Source organism: Rhizobium sp. BK619 (genome assembly GCF_014195245.1).
GTDB lineage: Bacteria > Pseudomonadota > Alphaproteobacteria > Rhizobiales > Rhizobiaceae > Rhizobium > Rhizobium acidisoli.
Map to the genome: position 1 here is coordinate 171,298 of NZ_JACIBH010000011.1, position 25,354 is coordinate 196,651.

General features: G+C 57.5%; 20 protein-coding genes and 1 pseudogene. 10 read left to right on the forward strand and 11 right to left on the reverse strand.

The features are described 5' to 3' along the window. Positions 1-336: 336 nt before the first annotated feature. Positions 337-1,131, forward strand: a complete 795-nt coding sequence (locus tag FHX14_RS21675) for a metallophosphoesterase (RefSeq protein ID WP_183696284.1) — start codon at positions 337-339, stop codon at positions 1,129-1,131. A gap of 85 nt (positions 1,132-1,216) precedes the next feature. Here the strand turns inward: FHX14_RS21675 and FHX14_RS21680 are convergent. The 3 genes and pseudogenes from FHX14_RS21680 to FHX14_RS21690 form a co-directional block, all read right to left on the reverse strand. Next, positions 1,217-2,162, reverse strand: a pseudogene (locus FHX14_RS21680) (IS630 family transposase). A gap of 221 nt (positions 2,163-2,383) precedes the next feature. Continuing rightward, positions 2,384-3,709, reverse strand: a complete 1,326-nt coding sequence (locus tag FHX14_RS21685; RefSeq protein ID WP_003590689.1) for a UDP-glucose/GDP-mannose dehydrogenase family protein — start codon at positions 3,707-3,709, stop codon at positions 2,384-2,386. A gap of 269 nt (positions 3,710-3,978) precedes the next feature. Beyond that, positions 3,979-4,578: a transglutaminase-like cysteine peptidase gene (locus FHX14_RS21690; RefSeq protein WP_003590691.1), complete on the reverse strand. Its 600-nt coding sequence runs from the start codon at positions 4,576-4,578 to the stop codon at positions 3,979-3,981. Between the two features lie 304 nt (positions 4,579-4,882). Here FHX14_RS21690 and FHX14_RS21695 point away from each other — a divergent pair, with 304 nt between their 5' ends. From FHX14_RS21695 to FHX14_RS21715, 5 genes are all read left to right on the forward strand, one after another. Then, positions 4,883-6,307, forward strand: coding sequence for an O-antigen ligase family protein (locus tag FHX14_RS21695; protein ID WP_183695864.1), 1,425 nt, complete (start codon positions 4,883-4,885; stop codon positions 6,305-6,307). Positions 6,308-6,593: 286 nt separating this feature from the next. Beyond that, positions 6,594-7,805 (forward strand): polysaccharide biosynthesis/export family protein, encoded by a 1,212-nt coding sequence (locus FHX14_RS21700; RefSeq protein ID WP_003590696.1) that lies wholly within the window; start codon positions 6,594-6,596, stop codon positions 7,803-7,805. Between the two features lie 79 nt (positions 7,806-7,884). Next, complete coding sequence (locus FHX14_RS21705; RefSeq protein WP_184378623.1) at positions 7,885-8,583, forward strand: sugar transporter; 699 nt, start codon at positions 7,885-7,887, stop codon at positions 8,581-8,583. A gap of 47 nt (positions 8,584-8,630) precedes the next feature. Beyond that, a complete protein-coding gene (locus tag FHX14_RS21710; RefSeq protein WP_003590699.1) occupies positions 8,631-10,907 on the forward strand; it encodes a polysaccharide biosynthesis tyrosine autokinase in 2,277 nt (758 codons plus the stop codon). After that, positions 10,907-11,611: a hypothetical protein gene (locus FHX14_RS21715; RefSeq protein ID WP_184378625.1), complete on the forward strand. Its 705-nt coding sequence runs from the start codon at positions 10,907-10,909 to the stop codon at positions 11,609-11,611. Before FHX14_RS21710 ends, FHX14_RS21715 begins: the two co-directional genes overlap by 1 nt. A gap of 224 nt (positions 11,612-11,835) precedes the next feature. Here the strand turns inward: FHX14_RS21715 and FHX14_RS21720 are convergent, their stop codons facing one another. Then, the gene (locus tag FHX14_RS21720; RefSeq protein ID WP_003590706.1) at positions 11,836-12,546 is read right to left on the reverse strand and encodes an Ig-like domain-containing protein; all 711 of its coding nucleotides are present in this window, start codon (positions 12,544-12,546) and stop codon (positions 11,836-11,838) included. A 684-nt stretch (positions 12,547-13,230) separates the two neighbouring features. Here FHX14_RS21720 and FHX14_RS21725 point away from each other — a divergent pair. The 4 genes from FHX14_RS21725 to FHX14_RS21740 all read left to right on the forward strand — a co-directional run bounded on the left by FHX14_RS21725 (position 13,231) and on the right by FHX14_RS21740 (position 19,290). Continuing rightward, complete coding sequence (locus FHX14_RS21725; RefSeq protein ID WP_054182849.1) at positions 13,231-14,856, forward strand: right-handed parallel beta-helix repeat-containing protein; 1,626 nt, start codon at positions 13,231-13,233, stop codon at positions 14,854-14,856. Positions 14,857-15,347: 491 nt separating this feature from the next. Beyond that, positions 15,348-17,117 carry a type I secretion system permease/ATPase gene (locus tag FHX14_RS21730; RefSeq protein ID WP_003590709.1) on the forward strand — a complete coding sequence of 590 codons (1,770 nt, stop codon included), beginning with the start codon at positions 15,348-15,350 and terminating at the stop codon, positions 17,115-17,117. 15 nt (positions 17,118-17,132) lie between these two features. Beyond that, complete coding sequence (locus tag FHX14_RS21735) at positions 17,133-18,440, forward strand: HlyD family type I secretion periplasmic adaptor subunit (protein WP_183695855.1); 1,308 nt, start codon at positions 17,133-17,135, stop codon at positions 18,438-18,440. Positions 18,441-18,594: 154 nt separating this feature from the next. Further along, complete coding sequence (locus tag FHX14_RS21740) at positions 18,595-19,290, forward strand: SGNH/GDSL hydrolase family protein (protein WP_003590713.1); 696 nt, start codon at positions 18,595-18,597, stop codon at positions 19,288-19,290. 74 nt (positions 19,291-19,364) lie between these two features. On the opposite strand, the gene FHX14_RS21745 is transcribed toward FHX14_RS21740, so the two are convergent. The 7 genes from FHX14_RS21745 to FHX14_RS21775 form a co-directional block, all read right to left on the reverse strand. Next, complete coding sequence (locus FHX14_RS21745) at positions 19,365-19,841, reverse strand: glycosyltransferase (RefSeq protein ID WP_003590715.1); 477 nt, start codon at positions 19,839-19,841, stop codon at positions 19,365-19,367. Further along, positions 19,838-20,296 carry a glucuronosyltransferase gene (locus FHX14_RS21750; protein ID WP_003565826.1) on the reverse strand — a complete coding sequence of 153 codons (459 nt, stop codon included), beginning with the start codon at positions 20,294-20,296 and terminating at the stop codon, positions 19,838-19,840. Before FHX14_RS21750 ends, FHX14_RS21745 begins: the two co-directional genes overlap by 4 nt. A 209-nt stretch (positions 20,297-20,505) precedes the next feature. Beyond that, entirely contained in the window at positions 20,506-21,486 is a 981-nt protein-coding gene (locus FHX14_RS21755) for a glycosyltransferase family 2 protein (protein ID WP_003590717.1), read from the reverse strand. Beyond that, a complete protein-coding gene (locus FHX14_RS21760; RefSeq protein WP_003590719.1) occupies positions 21,483-22,367 on the reverse strand; it encodes a glycosyltransferase in 885 nt (294 codons plus the stop codon). The genes FHX14_RS21755 and FHX14_RS21760 overlap by 4 nt, the downstream gene beginning before the upstream one ends. 80 nt (positions 22,368-22,447) lie before the next feature. Further along, complete coding sequence (locus FHX14_RS21765; protein WP_003590721.1) at positions 22,448-23,392, reverse strand: glycosyltransferase; 945 nt, start codon at positions 23,390-23,392, stop codon at positions 22,448-22,450. An 84-nt stretch (positions 23,393-23,476) separates the two neighbouring features. Then, positions 23,477-24,298 (reverse strand): hypothetical protein, encoded by an 822-nt coding sequence (locus tag FHX14_RS21770; protein WP_003590723.1) that lies wholly within the window; start codon positions 24,296-24,298, stop codon positions 23,477-23,479. A 12-nt stretch (positions 24,299-24,310) separates the two neighbouring features. Beyond that, on the reverse strand, positions 24,311-25,342 hold the full coding sequence (locus FHX14_RS21775) for a polysaccharide pyruvyl transferase family protein (RefSeq protein ID WP_003590725.1): 1,032 nt from the start codon (positions 25,340-25,342) through the stop codon (positions 24,311-24,313). Positions 25,343-25,354: the final 12 nt, after the last annotated feature.

A 25,354-nucleotide genomic window follows, 5' to 3' on the forward strand; every position in this document is an offset into this window, starting at 1 on the left:
GCTGTCGCGGGGACGTTGCGTAAGGGCAGCACGATGTGACTGCGAAAGCCGATCCGCATGAAAGCCGGAAGGGATCAAGTGAGGATTGGGTGATTCGACGCGAGGCTGAGTGTCCGGTGGGGAGGAGACCGTTCCGGCAGCGATCGACGACGCGGGAAAAGTGCTGTCGGTTCACGGGCGACGGCCCCATAGCCTCTTCACGCGGGGTTCCGGTTACAATTTCGATGAGGCCGTGATCGGGCCCATTTCTTTTTGAGCACTGGGCCTTATACCCATGCAAGGATGGGCAGGAAATCGAGCTTTTCCGACACCCTCGAGGGCTGTCGGACCTCATATATGGGTTACATGTTTAACTATCTCGGGCCGTGGCGACAACAGATACGGATACTGGCCGGCAACCGCAAAGGACGCGCTCGGCTGACGTTTGCCGAAGGCGAATTCGCTGCGGTCTATGCGATGAGCGATGTTCACGGATGTTATAAGGAGCTCGTCGAGGCGCATCGCCGCATCGAGGAGGACGCAGCGCGCATTCCGGGGCCGAAACTTATCGTGATGCTCGGCGATTATGTCGACCGCGGGCCTGATTCGAGCGCGGTGCTGGAGTTCCTGAGCAAGAGCCCGCCGCCGGGATTTCAGCGTTTCGCGCTATGCGGCAATCACGACGCGGAACTGGTCAAGCTCTATCGTAAACCGGCGCACATTCTTGAATGGCTCGGCTTTGCCGGGACCGAGACACTGCACTCATACGGCATCGATATCGAGCATCTGCTACAGTCGGCGGCTGGAAACGAAATGATTGCCCGGGTCATTCGCAACATGATCCCCGAGCGGCATATTCAGTTTCTGGAATCGCTGCCGATCATGCTGCGGATGGGCAGGGTGGTCTTTGTCCATGCCGGCGTCAAACCGGGCATCGACCTTAAAAAGCAGAAGGACAGCGACCTGATGTGGATCCGCCAACCCTTCCTGGATGACGGGCCGCAGCTTCCCGTCCTGGTGATCCACGGGCATACCCCGGCGCGAACCCCGACATTCGGTCCGCAACGGATCGGCATCGACACCGCGGTCTCGGCGACGGGTCGGCTGACCGTGCTGACGATAAAAGGAACGCGGGTCGGGCTCCTCAACTAAAGCGCGTTCAGGCCTTTTGGCGCAGTGCGCTAAAGCGCGTCGCATCAAACTTGATTCATGTGACGCGCTTTAGAGCGGGATGATTTTACGTCCGTTCATATCCGGCTTCCTTGAAGTAGTTTAGGCACTCTTTTGGCGAGACGGTTTGGAGGATGGCTGCCAGTGCGTCGTCGATGGCGTTGCGGGTTCTGGCCTGTGCCTGTCGCAGCCCGTGTTTGATCTTGGCGAAGAGCTTCTCGATCGGATTGAGATCTGGGGAGTATTGCGGCAGAAAGAATAGTCGGGCGCCGGCCCTGCGGATGGCGACCCGGATCGCCTTGGCTTTATGCGAGCCGAGATTGTCCATCACGACGATGTCGCCAGGTTTGAGCTCTGGCACCAGCACCTTTTCGACATAGATGAGGAAGCGCTCGGCGTTGATGGGGCCATCGATGATCCATGGTGCGCTGACGCGGTCGGTTCGAAGCGCGGCGATGAACGTCATCGTATTCCAATGGCCGAAAGGAGCTTTGCCCAAGAGCCGTTCGCCACGCGGCGCCCAGCCTCTGAGCGGCGCCATGTTCGTCTTCGTCCAGGTTTCGTCGATGAAGAGAAGACGGGCCGGATCGATGCGATGGCGATGCTTCAGCCAGCGCGCCCGCCTGGCGGCGACGTCGGGTCGCTCCCGTTCGCTGGCGACCAGCGTCTTTTTTTATAACTCAGCCCTTCATCCCGGACGAAGGCCCAGACGGACCGGTAATCCACGTCCAGACCCCGCTCCGCCAATTCCGCGACCAGCCCGCGCAGCGTGAACGCACTCGCGCGCAGCGTTCGACAAGCCATTCCCGGTGGCCACCGCAGATCGCCCGCGGCTTGTGGCCGCCCATCTGGCCGGGTGCTGCACTGCCCGTTGCGTGGAACCGCCGTACCCAATCGATCGCGGTGCTGATGCCAATACCGAAGCGTTTGGCCGCAGCCCGGCACGACAGCCCCTCCTGCGTCACCGCCCCGACAACACGCTCTCGCAGATCATTCGAAAAAGGTCTCGCCATCCAAACCGGCCTCCTTACCGGCCAGAAGGATGAATCTGATTTGCGTCCAAAAGGGAATCCCAATTGCGATTCCACCTAAAATCATCCCGCTCTAGCTCTTGTTTTGATGCATGTCGTTATCCCGGAACCGCTGCACACTTCCGGGCGACATGCATTGAAAACCAAAACGCCGCGGGATTTGCTCCGCGGCGTCAGGACGATTACCGGTTCACCAGAACCTGTCAGGCGTTTGATTCCTGATAGAGATTGGTGCCGATGCCGGTATAGGTAAAGCCGTATTTGCGGACCTCGTCGCTGCGGTAGATATTGCGCAGGTCGACCAGGACCGGAGCGCGCATCGACTGCTTCAGGCGATTGAAATCGAGCGCGCGGAACTGGTTCCATTCGGTGACGATGACAAGCGCATCCGCATCGGCGGCCGCTTCATAGGGACCGCTCGCATATTCGATGTTCTCGATCACCTTGCGGGCGTTCTCCATGCCCTCGGGATCGTAGCCGACCACCTTGGCGCCGGCGTCCTGCAGGGTCTGGATGACGGCAATCGCCGGGCTGTCGCGCATGTCGTCGGTGTTCGGCTTAAAAGTCAGGCCGAGAATGGCGATCTTCTTGCCGCGAATGTCTCCGCCGACGGCCGAGATGACTTTGCGTCCCATGGCCCGCTTGCGGTTGTCGTTGATCGAGATCGTCGTCTCGATGAGACGGATCGGCGCGTCGTAATCCTGCGCCGTCTTGGCAAGAGCAAGCGTATCCTTGGGGAAGCACGAGCCGCCGTAACCCGGGCCGGCATGCAGGAACTTGGCGCCGATACGGCCGTCGAGACCGATGCCGCGCGAGACGTCCTGGACGTTTGCGTCGACCCGTTCGCAGAGATCGGCGATCTCGTTGATGAAGGTGATCTTCATCGCGAGGAAGGCATTGGCTGCATATTTGATCAGTTCCGAGGTGCGGCGGGTGGTGAAGACCAGCGGCGCCTGGTTGAGGTAAAGCGGACGATAGACCTCGGTCATGGTTTCGCGCGCCCGGTCGTCATTCAGCCCGACAACGATACGGTCAGGACGCTTGAAATCTTCGATCGCCGCACCTTCGCGCAGGAATTCCGGATTGGAAACGACGGCGACATCCGCCGCAGGATTGGTTTCGCGCATGATGCGCTCGACTTCGTCGCCGGTGCCGACCGGCACCGTCGACTTGGTGACGATAACGGTGAAGCCTTCCACATAAGTGGCAATCTCGCGCGCAGCGGCGTAGACATAGGAAAGGTCCGCGTGGCCGTCGCCGCGCCGGGATGGCGTGCCGACCGCGATGAAGACGACATCGGCGCTACGGACGCTTTCACCGACATCCGTCGAAAACGACAGCCGGCCGGTGCTGGTATTTTCGGCGACCAATTGTTCCAGACCCGGCTCGTAGATCGGAATGCGGCCTTCGCGAAGGGCTTCGATCTTACTCAGATCCTTGTCTACGCAGATGACGTCGTGGCCGAAATCCGCAAAGCAAACGCCTGAAACGAGGCCGACATAGCCTGATCCAATCATCGTGATGCGCATAATTCCCTCAAATCATTAGAGTAGGACATCATGCTGCGTCGCAGCATGGGCGTCCGTCATACTTAATCTGGGCGAAAAGACAATATCGAAGATCGCTTGATACCCACACCGGAAATCGAACTCGGGGCGCCGCAGCTCTGTGTCGGTGGCCCTGCCGATAGCAAAAAGCATAGGTTTATGTGGGCGATATGACAAGTCGAGCCGCCCATCAGAGCGGCTCGACTTCGATCTCGAGGAGGTGCGTTCAGTTTATTTTGCTGCGCCCACTGTTACAGCCGGTACCAGACATAGGGGTCTGTTCCCGATTGAATCTTGTCCCAGCGCAGATCGGTGTCCCGCCAGTTCTTGATGCTGCTTTGCCTGTTGTCGAGCACGAGGTCGCCCTTATCAGTCCTGACCACCAGGACGGCATGTCCTTCACCGGAGGGCGTATAGGCGGTCGCAATCCGCAAAGCGCGCGACGACCAGCCCATCGCAATCAGCCGGCTGCGCTTGGTGAGGGCGAAATCTTCGCAGTCGCCGCTGCGGACATTCACCTTCCAGACGTCGCCGTTCAATTCGCTGCGGGAATCGTTCCTGCCGATCATCGTACGATTGACGGCGCCGTTCACGGTTTTCAGCTGCAGCATCTGCTCATCGGTGAGCGCGATGATGGAGACACCGTTGTTGTCACGGCATTCGGCCGGGTTCTGGGCGCAGAACAATACCTGGGCGAAGGGCGGAATGATCTTGCCTTTTTCAGAGATATAACTGACCGCAGAATTGCCGTTAAGGCCGCGGGCAAAACCTGCGGGACCGGCGGCAAATGCCGAGCAGGCATTTCCTGCTGTAAAGGCCAGTGCCAGAAGTGTAACGAATGTTTTCTTCATCTGTTAAATCCCCGTTCAGGGCAACCGGTTGAGATCAGGCTTGCCTTTTGTCCCAGTCAATGGCATGGCGATTTAGTGATCTGCCAAGTATTGGCCGCAGAACGTCTGTCCCGTTCCTGCTGCTTGACGGAGCATAGCCGGGGCTTGTCTCGATTGGCTTAAGTCTTTCGCGACAATTTTAAACGATGTGAAATTCTGTTGCACTTTAACACGCAAGCCATTGATATGCAACTTATGTTAGTACGTGCATATTGACCGCTTGGGTTGCAATTCCGTTATTGCTGCCCGCTGGTGAAGAAATCGAATGTTATCTAACCTCATCAATCGGCAGGTCTTGCGAGAGGCTCTTCTCCTTGCGTTTATCGGCCTCGTTATACTGACGCTCATTCCGTTCGGGAGCGTTACGCCCTTTCCCTTCGCCTTTGCGGCGATCGGCATGTTTGCCCTTGGCGCCATTTCGGCACTGCTGTTCGGAGAGCCGAGACAGAGTAGATGGGTCTTCAGCAGCGCTTTGTTGGTGCTCGTCGTGGTGACGGGCTGGACGTTCATCCAGACCATCGAGCTGCCTTCCAACTGGCTGGCAAACCCGGCCTGGCGTGCTGCTCGTGATCTGGCAGGTGTCGAGTACGCGGCAATCTCGGTCGCTCCGGCCGACACGCTAGCGTCGATCCTCGCGGTGGCGCTGCCTTTCGTCACCTTCCTGACGGGGCTTCTCTTATGCGATACTGATCGGCGCGCAAGAAAAGTGCTGACCGTCCTCGGGCTTTCAGCTGGTATCATCGCTGTGTTCGGGCTGATCCAGTTTTCACTGTTCCCAAACATCCTGATCGTCGTGGAGAAACAGGCCTACCTCGACAGCCTGACCGCGGTCTTCGTCAACCGCAATACGGCGGCGACCTTCCTCGGGCTTGGAACGCTGCTGATGCTGACCCTGGTCAGAGACATCGCTCGTTCCTATTCAAACCATCCGCCCGGCGAGCCGGGCCGAAACACGCTTCTGTTGAAATCGTGGATCTACATGCTGCTCTTGTGCGCATGTTTCACCGCACTGATGCTGAGCCGCTCGCGCGCCGGCATATTCGCGACCTTTATTGCCGCCCTCATTTATTTTCCGTGGCTGGCCATGAATTGGAACGGCTCGCGGCGTTCTCTGAAACCGGCGCCGCAATGGCGTTCGATGCTGAAACTTCTCTCAGCGATGGTTTTCATCGTCGCGCTGCTGTCGGTGTTTGCAGGCCAGGCGATTTTGCGCGCGCAAGAGCGTCGGCTCGAGGATGATGATCGGTTCTGCATCCTGCCGGGCATATGGCGTGCCATTTCGGATCATTGGTTGACCGGGACCGGCCTTGGAACCTTCCGGGCCGTATTTCCGGCCTACCGCGATTCTGCCTGCGGAATTTTCGGGATCTTCGACCGAGCGCATAATTTCTATCTCGAAGGATTCCTGGGCCTCGGGATCTTGTTCCCGGTCACGGCAATCCTTGCCTTCGCGGTCCTTGCCAAGGTGTTCCGGCAGGGGTTTGCCCAAAGGCGGCGTCTCAGGCATTTTGTGCTGCTTGGCCTGGCGGCAACGGTTTTGGTCGCTCTTCATGCGGCCGTCGATTTTTCGCTGCAAATACCGGGTTTTGCCGTGTTTTATTCCGCCTTCCTCAGTGCGGTCGTCGCGATAAGCCTTGGGCGCAGCAACGGAGAAGCGGATGTGGCATATGAGCGGCCGCTCAGCCGCTAAAATTTAAACAGATGGTTTATGAAGGTTTTTGAAAAATAGCGATTGTGCAGGTGCGAACTGTTGACTCTGAAACGCAAGAAATTTTATAGCGGGTCTAGCCCTCGGGTTTTTACGGCGCCAGAAAAGTTAAACTGGGTCGTTATTCGCTTCCTCAGGGGCTTGGCGTTGCCAGCCTGCCACAGTTAGGGGAATGTTAATCGGCTTTCAGTGTTATTGATCGGGGTTTGTCTTGTATTTTGTCAGATTGCGGGGCAGTAGCTTCAGGGGCGTCAACACAGGTTATTCTATGGGTTGTTCTCGTATCGGTAGTACACGCGTCGCCATTGTTGTAGCGCTAACCACTATATTGGCAAGCTGCACATCGTTGCCAAGATCCGGTCCCGATCACAAAGATGTTGATCGAGATGCTGCAGTGAAAGTGACAACGAAGGAGCGTCGCGTCGGCATCGACTACGCCCTGATCGATCTCAGCAAGAACGTTCTGCCCTATTTTACCTCTCCCCAGCCGACGTCCTTCAAGGGATTTGGCGGTGGTCGCGGCGGGGCGCCTGAAATTCCGCTTGGTTATGGCGACGTCGTCCAGGTTGCCATCTTCGAAGCTCAGTCCGGCGGTCTCTTCATTCCGTCCGATGCCGGCAGCCGACCGGGCAATTACATTTCCCTGCCAGAGCAGACCATCGATAGAAACGGGACGATTACTATCCCTTATGCCGGTCGCGTTCCGGCCGCCGGTCGCCTGAAGGAGACTGTGGAGCAGGATGTCGAGGATCGGCTCGCGAGCCGCGCGATCGAACCGCAGGTGGTCATCACGACGACAACCAACCGCTCCAGCCAGGTGGCCGTGCTCGGTGACGTCAACAATCCTCAGCGCATCACGATCAGCCCGGCCGGTGAGCGTGTTCTCGATGTCATTTCCGCCGCCGGCGGTTTGACCACCAACAATATCGAAACCAATGTTACGCTGCAGCGTCGCGGCAAGACGGCAACCGTCGCCTACAACACGCTGTTGAAGAATCCGGCGGAGAATATCTATGTTGCGCCGAATGATACGGTCTCGATCGATCATGAGCGCCGCACCTATCTCACGCTCGGCGCCGCTGGCGTCAGCGGCCGCTTCGATTTCGAAGAATCCGACCTGACTCTCGGAGAAGCAATCGCCAAGGCGGGCGGTCTGCGCGATGACCGCGCCGATCCGGCCCAGGTCTTGCTCTATCGCTTGGTCCCGAAGAAAACGGTTCAGTCGATGAACGTCGACACGACGAGATTTGCGGGTGAGACGGTTCCGGTGATCGTCCGCGCGAATCTGCGCGATCCGGCGACCTTGTTTGCCGTTCAGCAATTCAAGATGGAAGACAAGGATATTATCTATATTTCCAATTCGGACTCGGTTGAACTGGTCAAGTTCCTTGACATCGTAAACTCGGTATCGTCCACTGTTTCCGGCGTGACCGACGACGCGCGTGATACTCGCAACGCGGTCCAGGATCTCGGAAATTGATTGAAATAGGCAAGCCGACATCGATCGCGAGTGATCGATGTCGGCGGCCTATATAGCGGATTTGATGAAGGACTATGTTATGGCAAGAATTGGTGTTTATCGTAAGCTTGCATATAGCGGAATTGCCGTGGCGATGTTTGCCGGCATGAATTCAAACGCTTTTGCGGCTGCTTGCCTGGGCCCGGCAAATCTCACTTCCGTTGATGTCAGCGGTTTTACGGCCAACCCCGCCGTTCTGCTCGACATGTCCGATCCATTGATTTTGTCGTCGCGTGTTCGCGCCCTGGTCGGGACCAGCAATGACGCGCTGTCGCCGGTGATCGAACAGGCCAAGGCGGCCACTGCCGCGCAGATGGCGGCAATCGGCTCTGGTCTTGGGCGGGCCGCAAACAGCTGCCAGGTGTCGGATCAGCAGTTCAAGCTGGCGATCGAAAAGGCCGTTGCCGATGCGGCAAGTGCCGATCCCAACCTTGCGCCGCTGCTCGCAGCCTTTGCAAAGGTCCTCGCAGAAGGTGGGACCGCAGCGCTCGGCCCGGGTGGCGCTGCCGCAGCAGCATCCGGTATCGGCAACACGGGATCGATTGGGCAGACAGGTCCTGGATCGGACGATGGCACGCCTTATGACGGCGCCGCGACGACTGCGGGGACGCTGAAGGTGTCGAATGCCAGCGACGACTCGTCGTCGACGACCACGACGATCGTCAGCACAAGTGGAGGCGGTCAATCCTCCTCCGACACGACGCAATCGACGAGCCCGAGCGTCGCGGTCATACAATAGCTGGAATTGCCCTTAGATCTTAGCGCTTGATTTGTTGGAGATCGAAATTGCTATCGCCAGATAAACTTACGCCGCGTATCGACCCCTCCCGCGATACGGGAAACGAAGCTGATTTCATCGATTTCGACAAGCTCATCGCGATTGCCCGCCGACAGTGGCGGATGGTTGCGGCGTGCGCGTTCGCCTTCGCCATTCTCGGGATTGTGTATGTCCTGACGTCGGTGCCTGTCTACACCGCCGACACGAGCGTGCTGATCGACCGCAGCGACAATCAGGTCATCAACCAGCTGGCGGCTTTCGGCCAGATGGACGATGACGAAGGAACTGTCCTTAGCCAGGTCGAGCTGTTGAAGTCCGACACGATTGCCTATGCCGTCGTCGATAAGTTGAAACTGGTCGACGATCCGGTGTTCAACGCGCAGCGGAATTCGCTGTTTTCAGTTGCAACGCTGAAGTCTCTGTTCAGCTTCAAATCATGGTTTGCGGACGATGCGGCAGTAGCGCCCGATCCGGAAATGCAACGGCGGTACGCTGCGGAAACTGTGGCCGGCAATATCGATGTCGAACGTGTCGGCAAATCCTACGTTCTCGATGTCAGTTATACCTCGCAGTCACCCGATATGGCGCGTCAGATCGCCGCGGCCATTGCCGACGTCTATCTGGTCGATAAACTCAATTCGAAATACGAGGCGACACGCCGGGCCGGCGAATGGCTGCAGGAGCGTATCGAAGAGCTTCGGCAGCAGGCACTGGACACCGACCTTGCTGTTCAGAAATTCCGCAGCGAGCACGGGCTCGTCGAGGCCGGATCCGGTACGCTGATCAGCGAGCAGCAGCTTTCCGAGATCAACACGCAGTTGATCAATGCTCAGGCTGAGACGGCGAAGGCCGAGGCAAAATATGCGCGCGTCAAATCGATCATCGACGCCAAGCAAACCGACGCGATCGTCACCGACGTGCTCGACAGCTCCATTTCCAACGACCTGCGCAAAAAATATCTTGAGGCTTCCAAGCTCGAGACGGAAATCGAGGCGCGGCTCGGTCCTGATCACGTCCAGGCGGTTCGGCTTCGTGCGGAGATGGAAGAATATAAGAGACTCATGTTCGATGAGTTGAACCGCATCGCCGAGAGCTACCAAAGCGAGCTGCAGGTCGCGCAGTCACGGGAGAATTCTCTGCGTGACAGTGTCACAAAGGCGACTGGCGTTGCCGCGACGGCCGGTGAAACGCAGGTGCAGGTTCGCGAACTCGAGCGCACGCGCGACACCTACAAGAATCTTTATCAGAGTTTCCTGACGCGCTACCAGGAAGCCATCCAGCAGCAGAGCTTCCCGATTACTGCTGCGCGCATCATCACCATGGCAGAGACACCGACGAAGCCGAGTGCTCCGAAGAGAGCCCTTGTCGTCGCTTTTGCGATGTTCCTCGGATGTGCGGTCGGAAGCGGCATAGGTGCCTTCCGAGAATTCCGGGATCGGTTCTTCCGTACCGGTGACGACGTCAAGGAAGTGCTCGATGTCGAATCTCTTGGCGTCATGCCGCTGGTTGACGATAACATCGATGATCCGACACTCGTCGATCCCAGCAACCCGCGAAGCATCGCCAGGGGTAGCAAGACCACGACCTATGTCGAGGAGCACCCGCTCTCGGCGTTTGCCGAGACGCTTCGAAGCGCCAAGATTGCGATCGACCTCAGTGCAGCCGACCAGCGCTGCAAGGTCATCGGCGTGGTGTCGAGCTTGCCCGGCGAAGGGAAGTCGACGACATCCATCAATTTTGCCAAGCTTCTGGCAATGCAAGGCGCCCGCTGCCTGCTGATCGACGGCGATATGCGCAATCCCGGTGCGACCCGAGCAATCGGTCGTCATGCCGAGGCCGGCTTGCTCGAGGCGATCGTCGATGGCCGTCCGCTCAAGGATCTGATCCTTCTCGATCCCAAGACAAAGCTTGCATTTCTGCCGACGGTTGCAAGGTATCGTGTCCCGCATTCGTCGGAGCTGCTCGCGTCACGCGGCATGGACCAGCTTCTTGAAATTGCGCGTCAAAGCTTCGATTACATTATCGTCGACCTGCCGCCCTTGGCGCCCGTCGTCGATGCGCGCGCTATAAACTCGAAGCTCGATGCAGTGGTTTTCGTTATCGAGTGGGGAAAGACATCGCGCAAGGTCGTGCAGTCGACGCTGCTCTCCGAGCCGGAGCTCTATGCGAAATGCGTCGGCGCTATATTGACCAAGGTCGATCCGTCGCAGATGAAGCTTTACCGGACATTCGGCTCCAGTGAGTATTATTATAAGCGTTACTCGCGATACTACACTGAAAGCTGATGCCTCGCGGTCCGTTCGTTTCGGTCACACGGATTGTTTTCCTTGTCGTCACCGCAGTCTTTGCGGTGCTGGCCGGCAGAGAGCTGTACGCTTCGATAAGAACCGCCAGTATCTCTATCGTCGCTGAAAGGCTCGAGCACGGCGAGACCGTCACCGATGATGTTGCAGCCAAATATGCGGCGCGGACCATCGACATTGTCGATGGACATTATTGTCGGTCGGACATTGTCGCCGCCGGTGTGACACTTGTCCTGGCGCAACTCGATCGGCAGAACGTCAACGTCAATTACGATGCCTGGGCTGCCGCGGCATCGAGCGCCCGACACTACATGCAACATGCGCTTTCGTGCATGCCGACGAACAGCAATTTTTGGCTTCGTCTCGCCGCCGTCCAATCCGTCATTGCGGAAGATCCGCTTTCGGTTGCGGAAATGATGAAGCGGTCCGTCGCTCTTGCGCCCCACGACGAGTCGATGATTCTGACGCGGTTTTACTTCTGGAATGATTTTACGACTGCGACGCTTTCAACGGCAAAGGCTGCGCTCGATAGCGATCTCGTGACGATGCTGAAACTTGGCGACCGTTGCAGGGGCAACGCCACCATTAAAGAGATCAGTCCACAACTCCGCCCAATCTTCGATCGAACCTGGGCAGGGCTTGGGGATGGAGCGACAGCGCGATTCCGGCAGCGCTGCAGCAAGTAATCGTCGGCGGTTCTAAAGCGCGTCGCATCAAACTTGATTCATGCGACGCGCTTTAGCTCTTTGTTTTGATGCATGTCGCTATCCCGGAACCGCTGCACACTTCCGGGCGACATGCATTAGGGAGAACAGCTGCAGAGTCAGAACCCCCGTCAACCAGGGTTTTAGGGGCAATAGCGCCCGCCGCTTGCGCGGCGGGCGTCGTCTATTGATTATCTGATGAACGATTAGACGCTGGCGCCCGAGACAAAATCCGTGCCCGTGATATTGAGCGTCAGAACGCCGGCATCCGTGTGACCTTGGCCGTCGGAAATCTTATAATATTGGATGGTTTCCGTGACGTGATCGCCAGGAGCGATATCCGATGCCAGATCGTAGGTGAATGAACCGTCCGACTTGACATGGAACGTGCCATAGGTCCCGGCGACGTCGGTCGTTGCGCTCGGATTGCCGTTGACATTCGTGCCAGCGAACTGACGGAGGAAGAGATGTCCATTGTCGCCGGCAATGTCGTTGTCGAGCGCATTACCGCTGATCGGGCTGCCTTCGTTGAAGCTGTAGTGGTCGTCGACAGCGATCGGCTTGACTTGGGTGACGCCCTGGATGTTCAGGGTGAACAGGCCGACATCGGTATGACCGCTGCCGTCGGAGATCTTGTATGAGACCTTTTCCTGGAGCAATTCACCATTGGTGAAGTTAACCTTGGCAGCATCGCTCAGAACATAGGTGTAGCTGCCGTCCGGTTTGACGAAGAAGGTGCCATAGTCGCCCTGGATTTCAGTAACCTGGCTGTTGCCTTGCTTGGCGCCAACGCTCTGCTGGTCGAATGCGCGAAGGAATAGGTGGCCGTTGTCGGATGAATCGTTGCTGAGCAGATTTCCCGAGATGACGTCGGTTTCTAGAAATGTGGCAGAATCGTCGGTTGCGTGAATAGCCATTGTTGTCTCTCCTGAATTGATCTTCGCTGGCCAATTTTAACCTTAGCGACGGGTGCGATTAAGGATATATTAATACAGAGAGTCAAGGCTGAGATTAACATGATATTAACATTAGAGTGCCGATGTGCAATAATGGCACACATACAATCGGAGTAATTGGACGAAACACCGGCGGATTGGCGCATTAATAATAAGTGAATACGCGGCATATCGGACGATTGAACATATTTCTTCACAAGGTAAGAAGTTTTATTCGGAAGCAATCAATAGGAATACAGGAAGTCACTTCCGTGCAGATGAAATTGTCAAATAATCACATTGGGCTAGCAATCTCTTTTGGTGATTTTGTCGTGTTATCTCGATAGCCTCTCTTACATCCTATTAAGGTCGTCACTGTCATTTCTATTGTTGGATACGCTGAGGAACAAACTTCTTAGTTGTAGCAACATGATCACAGCAATCCGCCGGTTACGGAAAAAGGACTGCCATCGAACTGCTTTCTAGTAAAAATACATTCTTGTCATGCGTTGCAACTTTAACGCCATGGAAAATACATCAGAGACGAAGAAAACTCGCCTGACGATGAAGAATATCGGCAGATAGAAAGAATTTTAGTGTTTCATTTTAGCCGGCGGAGAGAGGTCCACGCTTAGAAGATTTCCATTACCTTGGGGAGATCGAAGCATGACCGTCTATTACGTGAATTCAGCGACAGGGTCCGATCATAACAGTGGAACCGCGGAGAATTCGGCTTTCGCGACATTATCCGCCGTCGAATCCCTGAGGCTGAACCCTGGCGACAGTGTGCTGCTTGCTGCCGGAAGCGTGTTCAATGAACAATTCGATTTGAAATACTCCGGCAGCGTTGCGGCTCCGATCACCATTGGCAGCTACGGTCTTGGCGACGCCCCGGTCATTCACAGCAGCAATGACGGCATCCATGGTTCCAAGGCCTCGAATATCGTGATCGAGAATATCAAGATCGCCGATACTGGGGCGAACGCGATATATGCAGGAAACGTGTCGAACTGGGTCGTACGGAATGTCGAGGTGAGCAATACCGGCCTTGCCGGAAAGCCCGGATCCGTCAGCTTCCAAAGCAGCCAGAACATCACCATCGAAAACAGCACACTGACCGGTGTCCATTCCGACGGGATCTGGATGGAAAAGGTCAAGGGCGTCACCCTGATCAACAACACCGTCACCAACAGCCAGGGAAGTGCCGCAGACGCCATTCAGCTCAACGACAGCAGCAATATTCTCGTCAAGGACAATCATCTGGAGCAAACGCAAACCAACAGCGCCAAAGGTGTCTTGGTACTGGTCCGAGCTCAAGATGCTTTGGTCGAGGGCAATACGCTCGTTGGCGGCGGCTTCGGGTTGAGCGCGCAGGCGGGCACCAACATCGCCATTCACGACAACAACATCTCGGGATATGGCGGCTACAGCTGGTCCTACGGCATCGGCCTTGGCGATCAGGGCGATGCGAAGAACTACGATATTAGCGGGAATTATATCCATGACGGCGTGTATGGGGTTCTGGTCAGCGCCGCCGGCAATCCCGTCTATATCCGCGAGAATATCGATGTTCATGACAACGTCTTTGACGATCTGTCCTCCTCGGCGCTTAAGGTCGACCGGCCAGCATCGGGCTCCTTCTATGACAATATCATCGACAGCGATGTATCGACGCTGACGATGCCTGCCACAATCGCTGCGCAAAACACGTTCTTTGTCGGCGACAACAAAACATTCGAGCAAGCGCAGGCCGAACTCGACAGCGCCGCCGGCGGCACGAATGGTGATACGTCAACGAGCCACGAGCAGACGCCTGTTGCACCGGTCGTCGAGCATCCCGCGGAAATACCGGCGCAGCCCCAGGTAAGCGCTCCAGTGGCTGCGACCGAAACGCCGGTCGCGACCACGCCCTCAGTCGCCGCCCCAAAAATTGTCGCTGTCCACGACAACTTGAAGATTTCGGCCGACACCGGCAGCGCATATCATGGAAACCTTCTTGAAAACGACAGTGCCGCCAATGGCAGTGTGCTGCTGCGTCGCTTTGGCGACAGTGCCGTGGATAAACATGGGCTGACGGTAACGGGCAAATACGGTGTGATCCATATTGAGAGTGATGGCGATTACACCTACACCGTGGACGCAGCGAAACTCGTCGGCCTTCACGGGAACGTCAGCGAATCCTTCCAGTACAAAATTTCCGACGGTGCTTCGCACATCGACACGGACTCGCTGGGTATTTACATCAATGTCGATGCATTTCATTCCAGCCAAGCCTCGCACTTGTTGGTCTGAAGCCCACCAACGCTGAGACAGCGTCAATCGGTCGTGTTCGCCCGGTTGACGTTTCCCGGCTTCAATGCCGATGCTTGCTGCAAGGCTGTCGAAAGCGCGAGATGGCGATGGCAAAATATGTCCACGGGTCATAATCAGAACAAACTATAGACTGAATTTATAGTTAATCCCCCAGTAAATCTCGCGTCTATGGGCGCGTCCTGTTCATCTCTTTGAACCGTTATTGGGCGATTTGCGGTTTTCCCTTGCTTAGGCCGATATATTTAGCGTAGCGTTAAGCTAGGGCCTCTGAAATCATTCGCTATAAATGGGGATTTTCGGTCATTTTTCAGTGGGGTTCATGTAATAAGCTTTGGACTTGTCAGCGGGTTTCGGCACCAGTGCCGAACGTCCGAAGTAGCTATGTCATTGTCTGGCCTTGATAGGCCTGTAGCTGCGATATACGCAGGCTTATTTGTCTGTATGCGATGCGGTAGAGAGGGATTTAATTCGTGTTTCAGAGTTCAGCGACCGATGCCAGTGAGCCGTCCAAAGCCTTGCGGAAGTGCAAGGGGGGACTTGTCTTTATCGGCATAGCAAGCGCGCTTATCAATATTCTCTATCTTACCAGCTCATTCTTCATGCTTGAGGTGTATGATCGCGTCATTCCGAGCAAAAGCATACCGACGCTGGCTGCCTTGGCGATACTTGCATTGGCTCTTTACGCGTTTCAGGGCGCGTTCGAGGTTCTCCGGAGCAGGATGCTCGTGCGCGTTGCCGGTGCGCTTGACGAGATGGTGAACGGACGCGTGTTCCGGGCGCTCATCAAGGCGCCGCTGAAAGTCAAAATCGGCGGGGACGGGCTTCAGCCGTTGCGCGACTTCGACCAGATAAGAACCTTCCTGTCCGGCATGGGCCCGACGGCGATGTTCGATCTGCCGTGGCTTCCCTTCTACATCGTGATCTGCTTCCTGTTTCATCCGGCGATCGGATATATCGCGATCGGTGGATCGCTGGTTCTTGCCATCCTGACGTTCTTGACCAACCAGGGAACGCGGACGCTGTCAAAACAGCAATCCGACGCCGCCAATATGCGCAATGCCTTTGCGCAGACCTCGATCCGCAACTCCGAGGTCATTCACGCAATGGGCATGGCGGGCACCATGGCCGAGATCTGGGACCGCAAGAACGAAGAATACCGGCTCATCACCCGGCAGGCGTCGGATGTCGGCAACGGATATGCGACCCTGTCGAAGATTTTCCGTATTGCCCTGCAATCGGGAACGCTTGCGACCGGTGCGATCCTGGTCATTCAAGGCCAGGCCTCTTCAGGCATCATCATCGCGGGCTCTATTCTGACGTCTCGCGCTCTGGCGCCTGTGGAAGCGGCGATCGGGAATTGGCGCGGATTCGTTTCCGCCCAGCAAAGCTGGGCGCGGCTTGCGAACCTGCTGAAAACCATTCCAGAAATCCCGGCACCGCTCGCGCTCGCGGCGCCTTCCAAGCAGGTTACGGTCGAGGGGCTGGCAAGCGGGCCGCCGGCGGGCCAGCGCCTGGTTATTTCCGATGTCAGCTTCGGGCTGAGAGCAGGAAGCGCCCTCGGGGTCATCGGTTACAGCGCTTCGGGCAAGTCGTCGCTGGCGCGGGCGATGATGGGCATCTGGCCGACCGTCAGGGGATCCATTCGCCTCGATGGCGCAGCACTCGACCAGTGGGATGGCGATGCCCTTGGCCGGCATATCGGTTATCTCCCGCAGGACGTGGAACTGTTCTCAGGAACCGTCGCGCAGAATATCTGCCGTTTCGCCAAGGAGATGTCGCCTGAGGCGGTGGTCGCTGCGGCGCGGGCGGCACGTGTTCACGATCTCATTCTTCGTCTGCCGAACGGTTACGAAACCGAAATCGGTGAAGGGGGTGCGGCACTTTCGGCCGGCCAGAGACAGCGTATCGCGCTTGCAAGAGCGCTTTACGGCGAGCCCTTCCTCGTCGTGCTCGACGAACCGAACTCCAACCTCGATGAGGAAGGCGAGCGGGCGCTGAGCGCCGCGATCATGAGCGTGCGGGCACGCGGCGGCATCGTCGTCGTCATCGCGCATCGGTCCGGGGTTCTGGCGGTCTGCGACTTCGTGCTGATGATGCAGGACGGCCGGATGATCGCATTCGGTCCGAAGGAAGAAGTTCTGGCACGGGTCAGCCGGCCGGAACCGGCGGCGCGTACGCCGATTGCCGATCGCGTGGCTCAGCTCAAGGTCGTGGTCGACGGCATGAATGCGGCTGAATAGGCCGGAAGGAAGATTGTGAGAAAAGTCATCAGTGAATCCAAACGCTCCCTCAATCGCCATGTCGCCATTGTCGGCGTATTGTCGATAGCTCTCGTTTGCGGCATCGGTGGTTGGGCAGCAACGACTGAGCTGTCGAGCGCCGTCATCGGCGAAGGCGTTGTCGTCGTCAACGGCGATGTCAAGAAGGTCCAGCACCTGACAGGCGGTATCGTATCGAAACTGCTGGTCTCCGAAAATGACCATGTGACGGCCGGACAGATCCTGATACAGCTCGATGGCACGACGACAAAAGCACAGCTTTCGATCGTCGAAAGCACACTCGCTCAGCTTTATGCGCGTCGTGCCCGTCTGAAGGCCGAACGGATCGACGCCGAGTCATTCGATGTCGAGGAAAACATCAGCGATCTGACATCCAGCACGGCGGCGCGGGATCTGCTCGACGGCGAGACGAAATTGTTCGACAGCCGCAGGTCGGCGCTCGTGGGAATGAAGAGCCAGTTGGCGTCGCGCAAGGATCAGCTGGCCGAGCAGATCAAGGGATTGGTCGTTCAGATCAACGCTACCAATGATTCACTCAGCCTGATCGAACAAGAGCTCGAAGGCGTCGATACGCTCTACAAGAAGGGGCTGGTCACGCTGCAGCGTTTGAATGCACTCAAACGCGCCCGCGCCGACCTTCAAGGCAATAGCGGCCAGGAAATCGCTGCAAAGGCAGAGGCCGAAGGCAAGGCAATCGAGATCGATCGCCAGTCGCTCCAGCTGGACGAGGATCGCCGTTCGGAGATCGCCAAGGAACTGACCGACGTCGAGGCGAAGATCGCCGAAAATGAAGAGCGCCGCGGAACCGCGCTCGATCAGCTCCGCCGTCTCGACATTGTCGCGCCGCTCAGCGGGCGCATTCACGAGCTTTCCATTCACACGGTCAATGGCGTCGTCAATCCGGGTGAGACCCTGATGCTCGTCGTTCCCGAAAATGAAGATCTCACGGTTCAGGCGAGAGTCGCCACGCGCGATATCGATCAGCTTCACGTCGGCCAGTCCGTCGATGTTCGGTTCAGCGCCTTTGATCAGCGCACAACGCCTGACGTGCGCGGTGAGATCACTTCGATTGCACCCGATGTCGTCAAGGATGAGCGGACGGGCATCAGCTATTATCCCCTTCGCGTCAAGCCGGAGGCTGAAAGCATCGCCAAGCTGAAGTCGATAAAGCTCTATCCCGGCATGCCGGCCGAAGTCTTCATCAAGATCGCCGACAGAAACGTTATCTCCTATCTGACGAAGCCGCTGACCGATCAGATGCAGCACGTATTTCGTGAGGAATGATGGCGCGGCCGTGCCGCGTCACAAGCGGCGTGAGCGGTCATCGTCATGACATTGTCTCAAGGCTGCTGCAGCTTGGTTGAAGAAGGGCATGGCTGCCCTTCCAGCCGGATTTCTGACGCGTGACCTACCGGTTCCGCTGAGATATGATTCCTCCATGACAAGTTTGCGGCTTTGGCGAACGCTGCCAATCGAGAGACGACCGACTTATGGATGGCTTCTGCTTTTGGCGTGTCTGGTGATGCTCTCGGCCCCGAAAAGCGGTTATGCCGAAAATTCCCCGCCGTTGAAAATAGTCGCTTTCGGAACATCGTTGACAGCCCGAGGAGGATGGCAGCCCGCTCTCGAGACAAGGCTTGCAGCCTGCCTGAAGAGACCGGTGAAAATCGAGAGCGTTGCAAAGAGTGGGGAGACGTCGCTCTGGGCTCTGACCCAGATTGATCGCGTCGTTGCCGAGCAGCCGGATATCGTTCTGATTGAGCTTTACGCTAACGACGCAGCATTGCAGCGGTACGTGTCGCTTGCGCAAAGCCGAAAGGATATCGGCGACATCCTCGATCAGCTTCGGCAGCGCCTGCCGCAAACGCGGATCATCGTCATGGCGATGAATCCGTTTTCGGGACTGCGTGGACTGATCCGTCCCTTTGTCGGCAGCTACATCTCGGCCCATCGGGCGGAAGCAGAGAAACGCGGTCTCGAGTTTGTCGACCACCGGCCGAACTGGCAGCGTCTGACGCCGGGGGATCTGGCCGCGGCAATTCCTGATGGCGCCCATCCCCTGCCTGACATTGCATCCGAAATCATCGTGCCGGAACTTGTCAAACATATTGCCGGCGGCAATTGCAGGGAATGAAAGATCTCTGCTTGCGGATAGCGCCGCCCGCAAGGTGGCGAATGCTCCGGGACAACGGCTAACGCGTTGCCGGGTCAGACTGTCGCGAGATAGCCTTTAAGGTAGTTGACCAGCGAAGCCCGTCCAAGCTCGGACGGATCCTCGTGAGAGGGGCTGTCCAGATCGTCGAGAAGATAGTTCTTCAGATCATCGTCGCTATGCGCGACATAGATGCCTGGCCGGCCCGCGAGCTGGCCTACCGTGGCAAGCTGGTGATCGTTGCGGTGCTCGCCGAGGGATGCCTGCCGGGGCACGAGAATGATCGGTTTTCCAAAACGTTTCGCGGTCAGCACCGTGCCGATTCCCGCATGAGAGACGATGACGCTTGCATCGAAGAAGACCCGGTCGAAGTCCGCCGGCTCGATATTCTTGATCCATTTCATATTCTGTGGCGTGTAGGTGCCCTTGCCGATCTGCGCCAGAACCGGTCTGGACAGGTCCTTTGCGAAAGTGTCGACAGCCTTGACGAGGCGATCGAACGGCAGCTGCGTTCCGACGGTGACAAGGATCAAAGCACAGCTCCTGCGTAGTGGGGGCCATCAGGCCGCGACAAATGTTGCCATTGCGTCAGCCACAGCGTCGCGATACGGCCGGCCAATTTCCCCGACAGCGACAGCTTCTCGACATTGGCGACGCTGTCGATCCAGATCGTCCGCTTGCCCGTCAATTTGCCGGCAAGCAGACAAAACAGCCCGGGCGCGGCACCTGTGGAAATGACGACATCGGGCCTCTGCTTGATAACGATGGCGAAGGCGCTGAAAAAGCACCGGATCGACATGGTAATCGAGTCGCGGCTGCAATCGGGAAGGACCAGCCCGTCGCGAATATCATATTTGGCAAGCAACCCGGGAATGGTCGTAGCAAAGACGATATCGCAGCCCTCGAACGCGCCGCGCATGGCCATCAGCTGTTCCCAATGACCGCCGCCTGACGAGGCAGCGAGGACCTTCAATTTTTTCTCAGTCATAGACAGGCATCTCCTATGTTTGACCGACGGTAAGAGCGAAAAACCGTTCTGTTCGAACAGCGGTTGTGTCACGATGGTTCAGCAGAAGTGTACCATTCTTCGCCCGGTTGGTTGAAGCCATCAAGTTCATCGATGTTATTAGACATGATGCTTTTGGCTGAAACATAGTAAGAGCCAGAACGTCTCCAAGAGCGCTTCTGCAAATAATATCAGTGGGCGGCATTGGGCTTGTATTCCTGATAGGCATGTCCGAGGATCCCGTTAACCATGCCGGCGCCGCGCAGAACATGGGTGAGCGCGCGCATGCCCCAGTAGGGTGAAATCAGGATCGCCGGCAGCATGACCAGCCCGAGCACGACCCTCGTGGCGCCATAGGCGGCGCGATAGATCCGGCGCTTGAGGTTGCCATGCAGAACCTCGCTGACGGCGAAGGTATTGCCCAGTCGGTACTGTCTTTGCAACACCCATTTCCAGGTCATCCGGTTGGCGGGAACGATGTCATAGACCAGGGCCTTGTCAGCCCAGAAAATCTGCATGCCGCGGCGGATGGCCTGATTGAAGAAAAGATAGTCCGTGCCGCCGGTGAACCGCATCTTTTCCTCAAAACGAAGATTCCATGAGCGGATCAGCGGATAGTCGAACATGACGTTGTTCGAGGCCGCATAACCGATGCGCTGGCCGTCGATGTTCTTCTTGCGCTCGAATACTCTGGCCTTGATGAAATATTCCGGCGGGTTTTCCGGATAGACCGGCTGGACGGGGCCGTAGACGCAATCGGCGCGGTTTTTCTCACGGGTCTCCAGCATGGCGTCCAGCCAGCCGTTGACCGGCCATTCGTCATCGTCGAGAAAGCAGAAGAGGTCGGTGCCGGGCGGTGCCGAATCCAGCGCGCGGTTGCGCGCAAAAGGGATGCCCTGGTTTTGCTCGACGACGTAGATCAGGTCGTAGGCGCCCGTCTGGCCAAAGCCCTCCACCGTTGCCTTGGCGCTGCCGGCCGCATCATTGTCCACGATCACCATGGTGAGATGATAGGGGCGGGCCGGGTGCCTGATCTGGCGCGTCATGACGTCAAGCAGCTTGGCGATACCGTCCAGACGCCGATAGGTCAGTACCCCGACGGCGATCTTCAACGGTGCACCTGCCTGATCGGTGCCGACGGATGAGTGCGGGAAGGTTTCCTGCTGGTTCATGCCTGTCCTTTCCGCAGCATATTTGCCAAACGCTTGCGCGCCGCCATCAGGGCCACCTCGGTTGCGGCAGTATCGCCGAACGGACCGCCGGTCACCGTGTTGCGCGCTTCGCTCCTAAGCTTCAGCAGCGATGTCGTCTCGGCAATGCCGCCGGCCACCAGGCTCTTGCCGAGTGCCTGCAGCCCATCGTATCGGCGTGCCAGTTCCAGGCCTGTCGCGATCATGATCCGCGGGCGCAGCGTCTTTGCCCGGCTTGTGCCGGTATAGCGGTTCGACGCATGAATGCGCTGGAAGGTCAGCGGTGTTTCGACGATGGCGCCACGACCGAGATAGGCTGCGGCAAACTTGATATAATTGTCGCTGAGGACAACGTCTGCCGCGACGGTCATCGGCAATATCTGGGCGAGCAGGCTGCGGCGGAAGCTCAGGCCCGATGTCGGAACCGGAAGCGAGGGAAAGCCGCCCTTGCGAAGCGTGTCCCGCTTGTCGAACAGCGTCACTTGCAGTTCTGCAGACGGCTGGTCGCTTTCCTCGGTCGTCACTCGGTCGAAACACCAGTCGATCTCGTTGCGATCGTAGATCTCGGCGATCCGCGCGAGTTTGCCGGCCAAAAACGTATCGTCGGCGTCAAGGAGAAAGAGGATATCGCCGCTTGCGGCCGCAAAACCTGCATTGAAGCTCGAGGCCTGACCACCGTTTTCCTTCAATACAGGCAGAATCCGATCCCCGTAGGAGGCAAGAATTTCGCGGGAATCATCCGTCGATCCGTCGTCGACCACCACCACTTCGAAGTCCGGGTAGGTCTGCGACAGCACGCTATCGATGCATGGGCCGAGAAAGCGACCATAATTGAAATTATTGATGAGCACCGAGAGCTTCAAATTACCGCCTCCTACAGCGCCGCGCGTCTTTTCAGACGCGCAAAGGACGCTGTAATATTTCGAATTGCTAAGGCCATCGATCACCGCGCCAGCGTCTGAGGCGCATATCGGCGAATTCCCGCGCGATACCCCCGCATGTAGTAATATTTCCAGATAGCCCAGAAACGCTTCTTGGATTGCGGCAGGAGATAAAGCGTGCCTGCCCGGAATGCCCATTGCGCGCTTTCGATCCAGGTCGGAAGCGGCACGCCGCTTAACCTCACTCCTCCGGGCACCTCGTCGGGAAACAGCGCCGGCATGCCATAGCCAAGACGCTCGCCGCGTTTCTGCACCCAGTCCTCGGTGACGCTCGATGCAGGAATCCAGTGATGAACCACGGCTTCGGCGCATCGATAGGATTTGGCGCCGCTGGCTGCGAGGCGGATGATGATTTCAGCATCCTCGCCCATTGCGAACATCGGTCCCGGAAGAGGACCGATGTCTTCCCGATAGCGGACGCTCGCCCCCAGCAACTCACGCCGAACAATCGTGTTCGGGCCCCAAACCTTTGTCGGGTCGCATGGTCCGCTTTGTGTCTCGTCAACGATCGCAAATGTCGATCCCATAGGAATCCAGTCGATAAAGCGATCCTTCGGCTCCTTTTCCCAATCGGGGACGATTCTGCCGCCGAAGACGCCATAGCTGGGATGGGCAGCGGCGCAGTCGACGATTGCCGTCAGCCAATTCGGTTCGGCGCGAATGTCGTCGTCGGTCAGGACAACGAGATCTCCCTTTACCCGATCCAAGCCCATGTTCAACGCACCGGACTTTCCCGGCGTGCGCTGCTGCAGGATGGTGATCGGAAGCTTGTCGCTGTAGGACTTCAAAAGATCGAACGTGTCGTCATTGCTGTTGTTGTCGACAGCAATCAGTTCCCATCGATCATGGGGAAGTTCCTGGCGCACCAAGGAATCCAACATATGGCGCACCCGTCGGCTGGCGCCATTATAAGATGCAAAGAGCACGCTGACGAATAGATCCGACATCAGTGACCAACCCTCTTGGTGAAGTCGAAAGCGAAAAGTCTCATATTTTGACTGCCTGTGCCATGTTTGAACGGGATCGGCGCCTTACGCGGGGTTCGACCGTATTTTGCCGAAAAACTCGCGCCTGTGACTTTCACCGAGTACCCTCAGCTTGCGAAGATTGCGCAACCAGCGCCGCGGTTTGGTGAGCACGCCGCGGTTCAGGAAATACTGCCGCAGCAGGCTCGGCGCCTGGCTGTGCGATCCGCCGTGGGCAACCCGATAGACCGCTCCGCGAAAGGGAAGTTTCGTCAGCGGCGCTCCACGTTGGGACAGGATGTTCGCAATGCGGACATGGCTGCCCAGCATCGACTTGATCCAGTCGAGCGAAGCATCCTCGAAGCGGCCGGGGAGTTCGTAGAGATCGGCACGAATGATCAGCGACGTGCCGCAGAGATGGCTGAAATCATCATGGCCGAACAGGAAATTGCCGCCGTCGTCCCAGATATAACCATGGTCGATCGTCCAGCCGTTGGCATCCCGATTTTCGGATGCGTGCTGCACGATCCGGGAGCTGACGAAATCATCGTCGTCGACGATCATGAAAAAGCGGCTATCGGCGGCAGTCAACATGCCGCTCAGGACACGCCGGCCCTTGTCAGCGCGGAAGGCGTCAAGGAAGTCTTCCTTGCTGCCCTTTCCGAGTTCATGCAGGTCGTTCGGCGGAAAAGTCACGCGCACGGCGGAAAACTTCTCCGGCAGATCAGGCAGGTCGGCGCCTTCGTTGGCCACGATGATCCCGCGCCAGTCTCCATTGGTCTGGTTGGAAATGGAGGCGACGGTCTGGCTGAGGTTTGCCTTCAGCTTGCTCCAGTCGCGGGCATTGTCCTGATGTCGGACCGGGATAATGAAGGTGACAAGTGGCATCGAATAACCCCCTTAAGCCCGCAAGCTCACAGCTTCTTTGTTATCGATACGCCGATTGGCTGCCTGGTGACGCGCCCACTCGATCCCGTCTTCGAGCGAAGTTGCCTTGTAGGAAAGATCCGTTCCGCCGGAGAATGCATTCATGAAGCGGCGGATCTTTCCGTAGCTGTTGTCCAGCACGGCATGCGGACGGCCGAGCAGCACCGAGCAGATATGGACGTGCAGGCGGTCGGTGACGATTGCGCGGGCACGCGAGATCTGGCTGATGCCGCGTTCGAAGCGGTTGTGCGCAGCCGCGTCCAGCCTGCGCAAGGCAACTTCGCTTGGCTTCAAAGCGAGATAGGCCGAAGCTACTCCAAGCTTCTTGGCGATATTCACCTTCCGTTTTGACTCGGTGATCCAGTCTTCCACAGGAATGTCGGAAGGGATATTGCGATCGGTGCCGCCAACGCGCTCCGCATCCTCCCGCAGCATGGCGAGCACGGGAATTTGCGTCGCCCGTTCCGGAAGCGCGCCGATGGCGAAAGCCATATCGGGGCATAGGCGCACGGTGCAGTCGAAATGTTTCTCGGAAAATTCCTTCGATTCTTCGTCGCGCACGAGCAGCACGAAATTCTTGTGGCGCCCGATTGCCCGTTTGGACTGCTCAATGCGCTCAGCCGAACTGTAGTGGATCGACTGCGGGAACTGGATGATCTGCCGATCGGGGAAACGTTCCATGATCGCTTCACGGAAATCCTGATGGGCAACCCAGATGTCGCCGAAGTTGCCGCCACCGTGAATGAAGATCGGGCCTGTGGGAACGCGCCGTTTCAGCTCTTCAGCGGAGAAGTCGTATAGCCTGGAAACATAGTCCGGGCGCTTGCCGAAACGATCGTTGAGATAGGCCATCTCACCCAGCCAGATGGCCGAATCGCCGCAATTGCGGATGTCGGGGAAGTCTAGGATCGCGAGCGGCTCGTCGCGCGAGACATAGTCCTTCAGGCAATCATGGATCATGCCATTGAGTTTTGCGATCAGCTCAGATCTGGATAGGCTGGTCATTCTGCCTCACTT

Bases quoted from the DNA above. Each gene is read 5' to 3' on its own strand.
- FHX14_RS21675 (WP_183696284.1), top strand. From the start codon at position 337: ATGGGTTACATGTTTAACTATCTCGGGCCGTGGCGACAACAGATACGG.
- FHX14_RS21685 (WP_003590689.1), bottom strand. From the start codon at position 3,709: ATGCGCATCACGATGATTGGATCAGGCTATGTCGGCCTCGTTTCAGGC.
- FHX14_RS21690 (WP_003590691.1), bottom strand. From the start codon at position 4,578: ATGAAGAAAACATTCGTTACACTTCTGGCACTGGCCTTTACAGCAGGA.
- FHX14_RS21695 (WP_183695864.1), top strand. From the start codon at position 4,883: ATGTTATCTAACCTCATCAATCGGCAGGTCTTGCGAGAGGCTCTTCTC.
- FHX14_RS21700 (WP_003590696.1), top strand. From the start codon at position 6,594: ATGGGTTGTTCTCGTATCGGTAGTACACGCGTCGCCATTGTTGTAGCG.
- FHX14_RS21705 (WP_184378623.1), top strand. From the start codon at position 7,885: ATGGCAAGAATTGGTGTTTATCGTAAGCTTGCATATAGCGGAATTGCC.
- FHX14_RS21715 (WP_184378625.1), top strand. From the start codon at position 10,907: ATGCCTCGCGGTCCGTTCGTTTCGGTCACACGGATTGTTTTCCTTGTC.
- FHX14_RS21720 (WP_003590706.1), bottom strand. From the start codon at position 12,546: ATGGCTATTCACGCAACCGACGATTCTGCCACATTTCTAGAAACCGAC.
- FHX14_RS21725 (WP_054182849.1), top strand. From the start codon at position 13,231: ATGACCGTCTATTACGTGAATTCAGCGACAGGGTCCGATCATAACAGT.
- FHX14_RS21740 (WP_003590713.1), top strand. From the start codon at position 18,595: ATGACAAGTTTGCGGCTTTGGCGAACGCTGCCAATCGAGAGACGACCG.
- FHX14_RS21750 (WP_003565826.1), bottom strand. From the start codon at position 20,296: ATGACTGAGAAAAAATTGAAGGTCCTCGCTGCCTCGTCAGGCGGCGGT.
- FHX14_RS21755 (WP_003590717.1), bottom strand. From the start codon at position 21,486: ATGAACCAGCAGGAAACCTTCCCGCACTCATCCGTCGGCACCGATCAG.
- FHX14_RS21765 (WP_003590721.1), bottom strand. From the start codon at position 23,392: ATGTCGGATCTATTCGTCAGCGTGCTCTTTGCATCTTATAATGGCGCC.
- FHX14_RS21770 (WP_003590723.1), bottom strand. From the start codon at position 24,298: ATGCCACTTGTCACCTTCATTATCCCGGTCCGACATCAGGACAATGCC.
- FHX14_RS21775 (WP_003590725.1), bottom strand. From the start codon at position 25,342: ATGACCAGCCTATCCAGATCTGAGCTGATCGCAAAACTCAATGGCATG.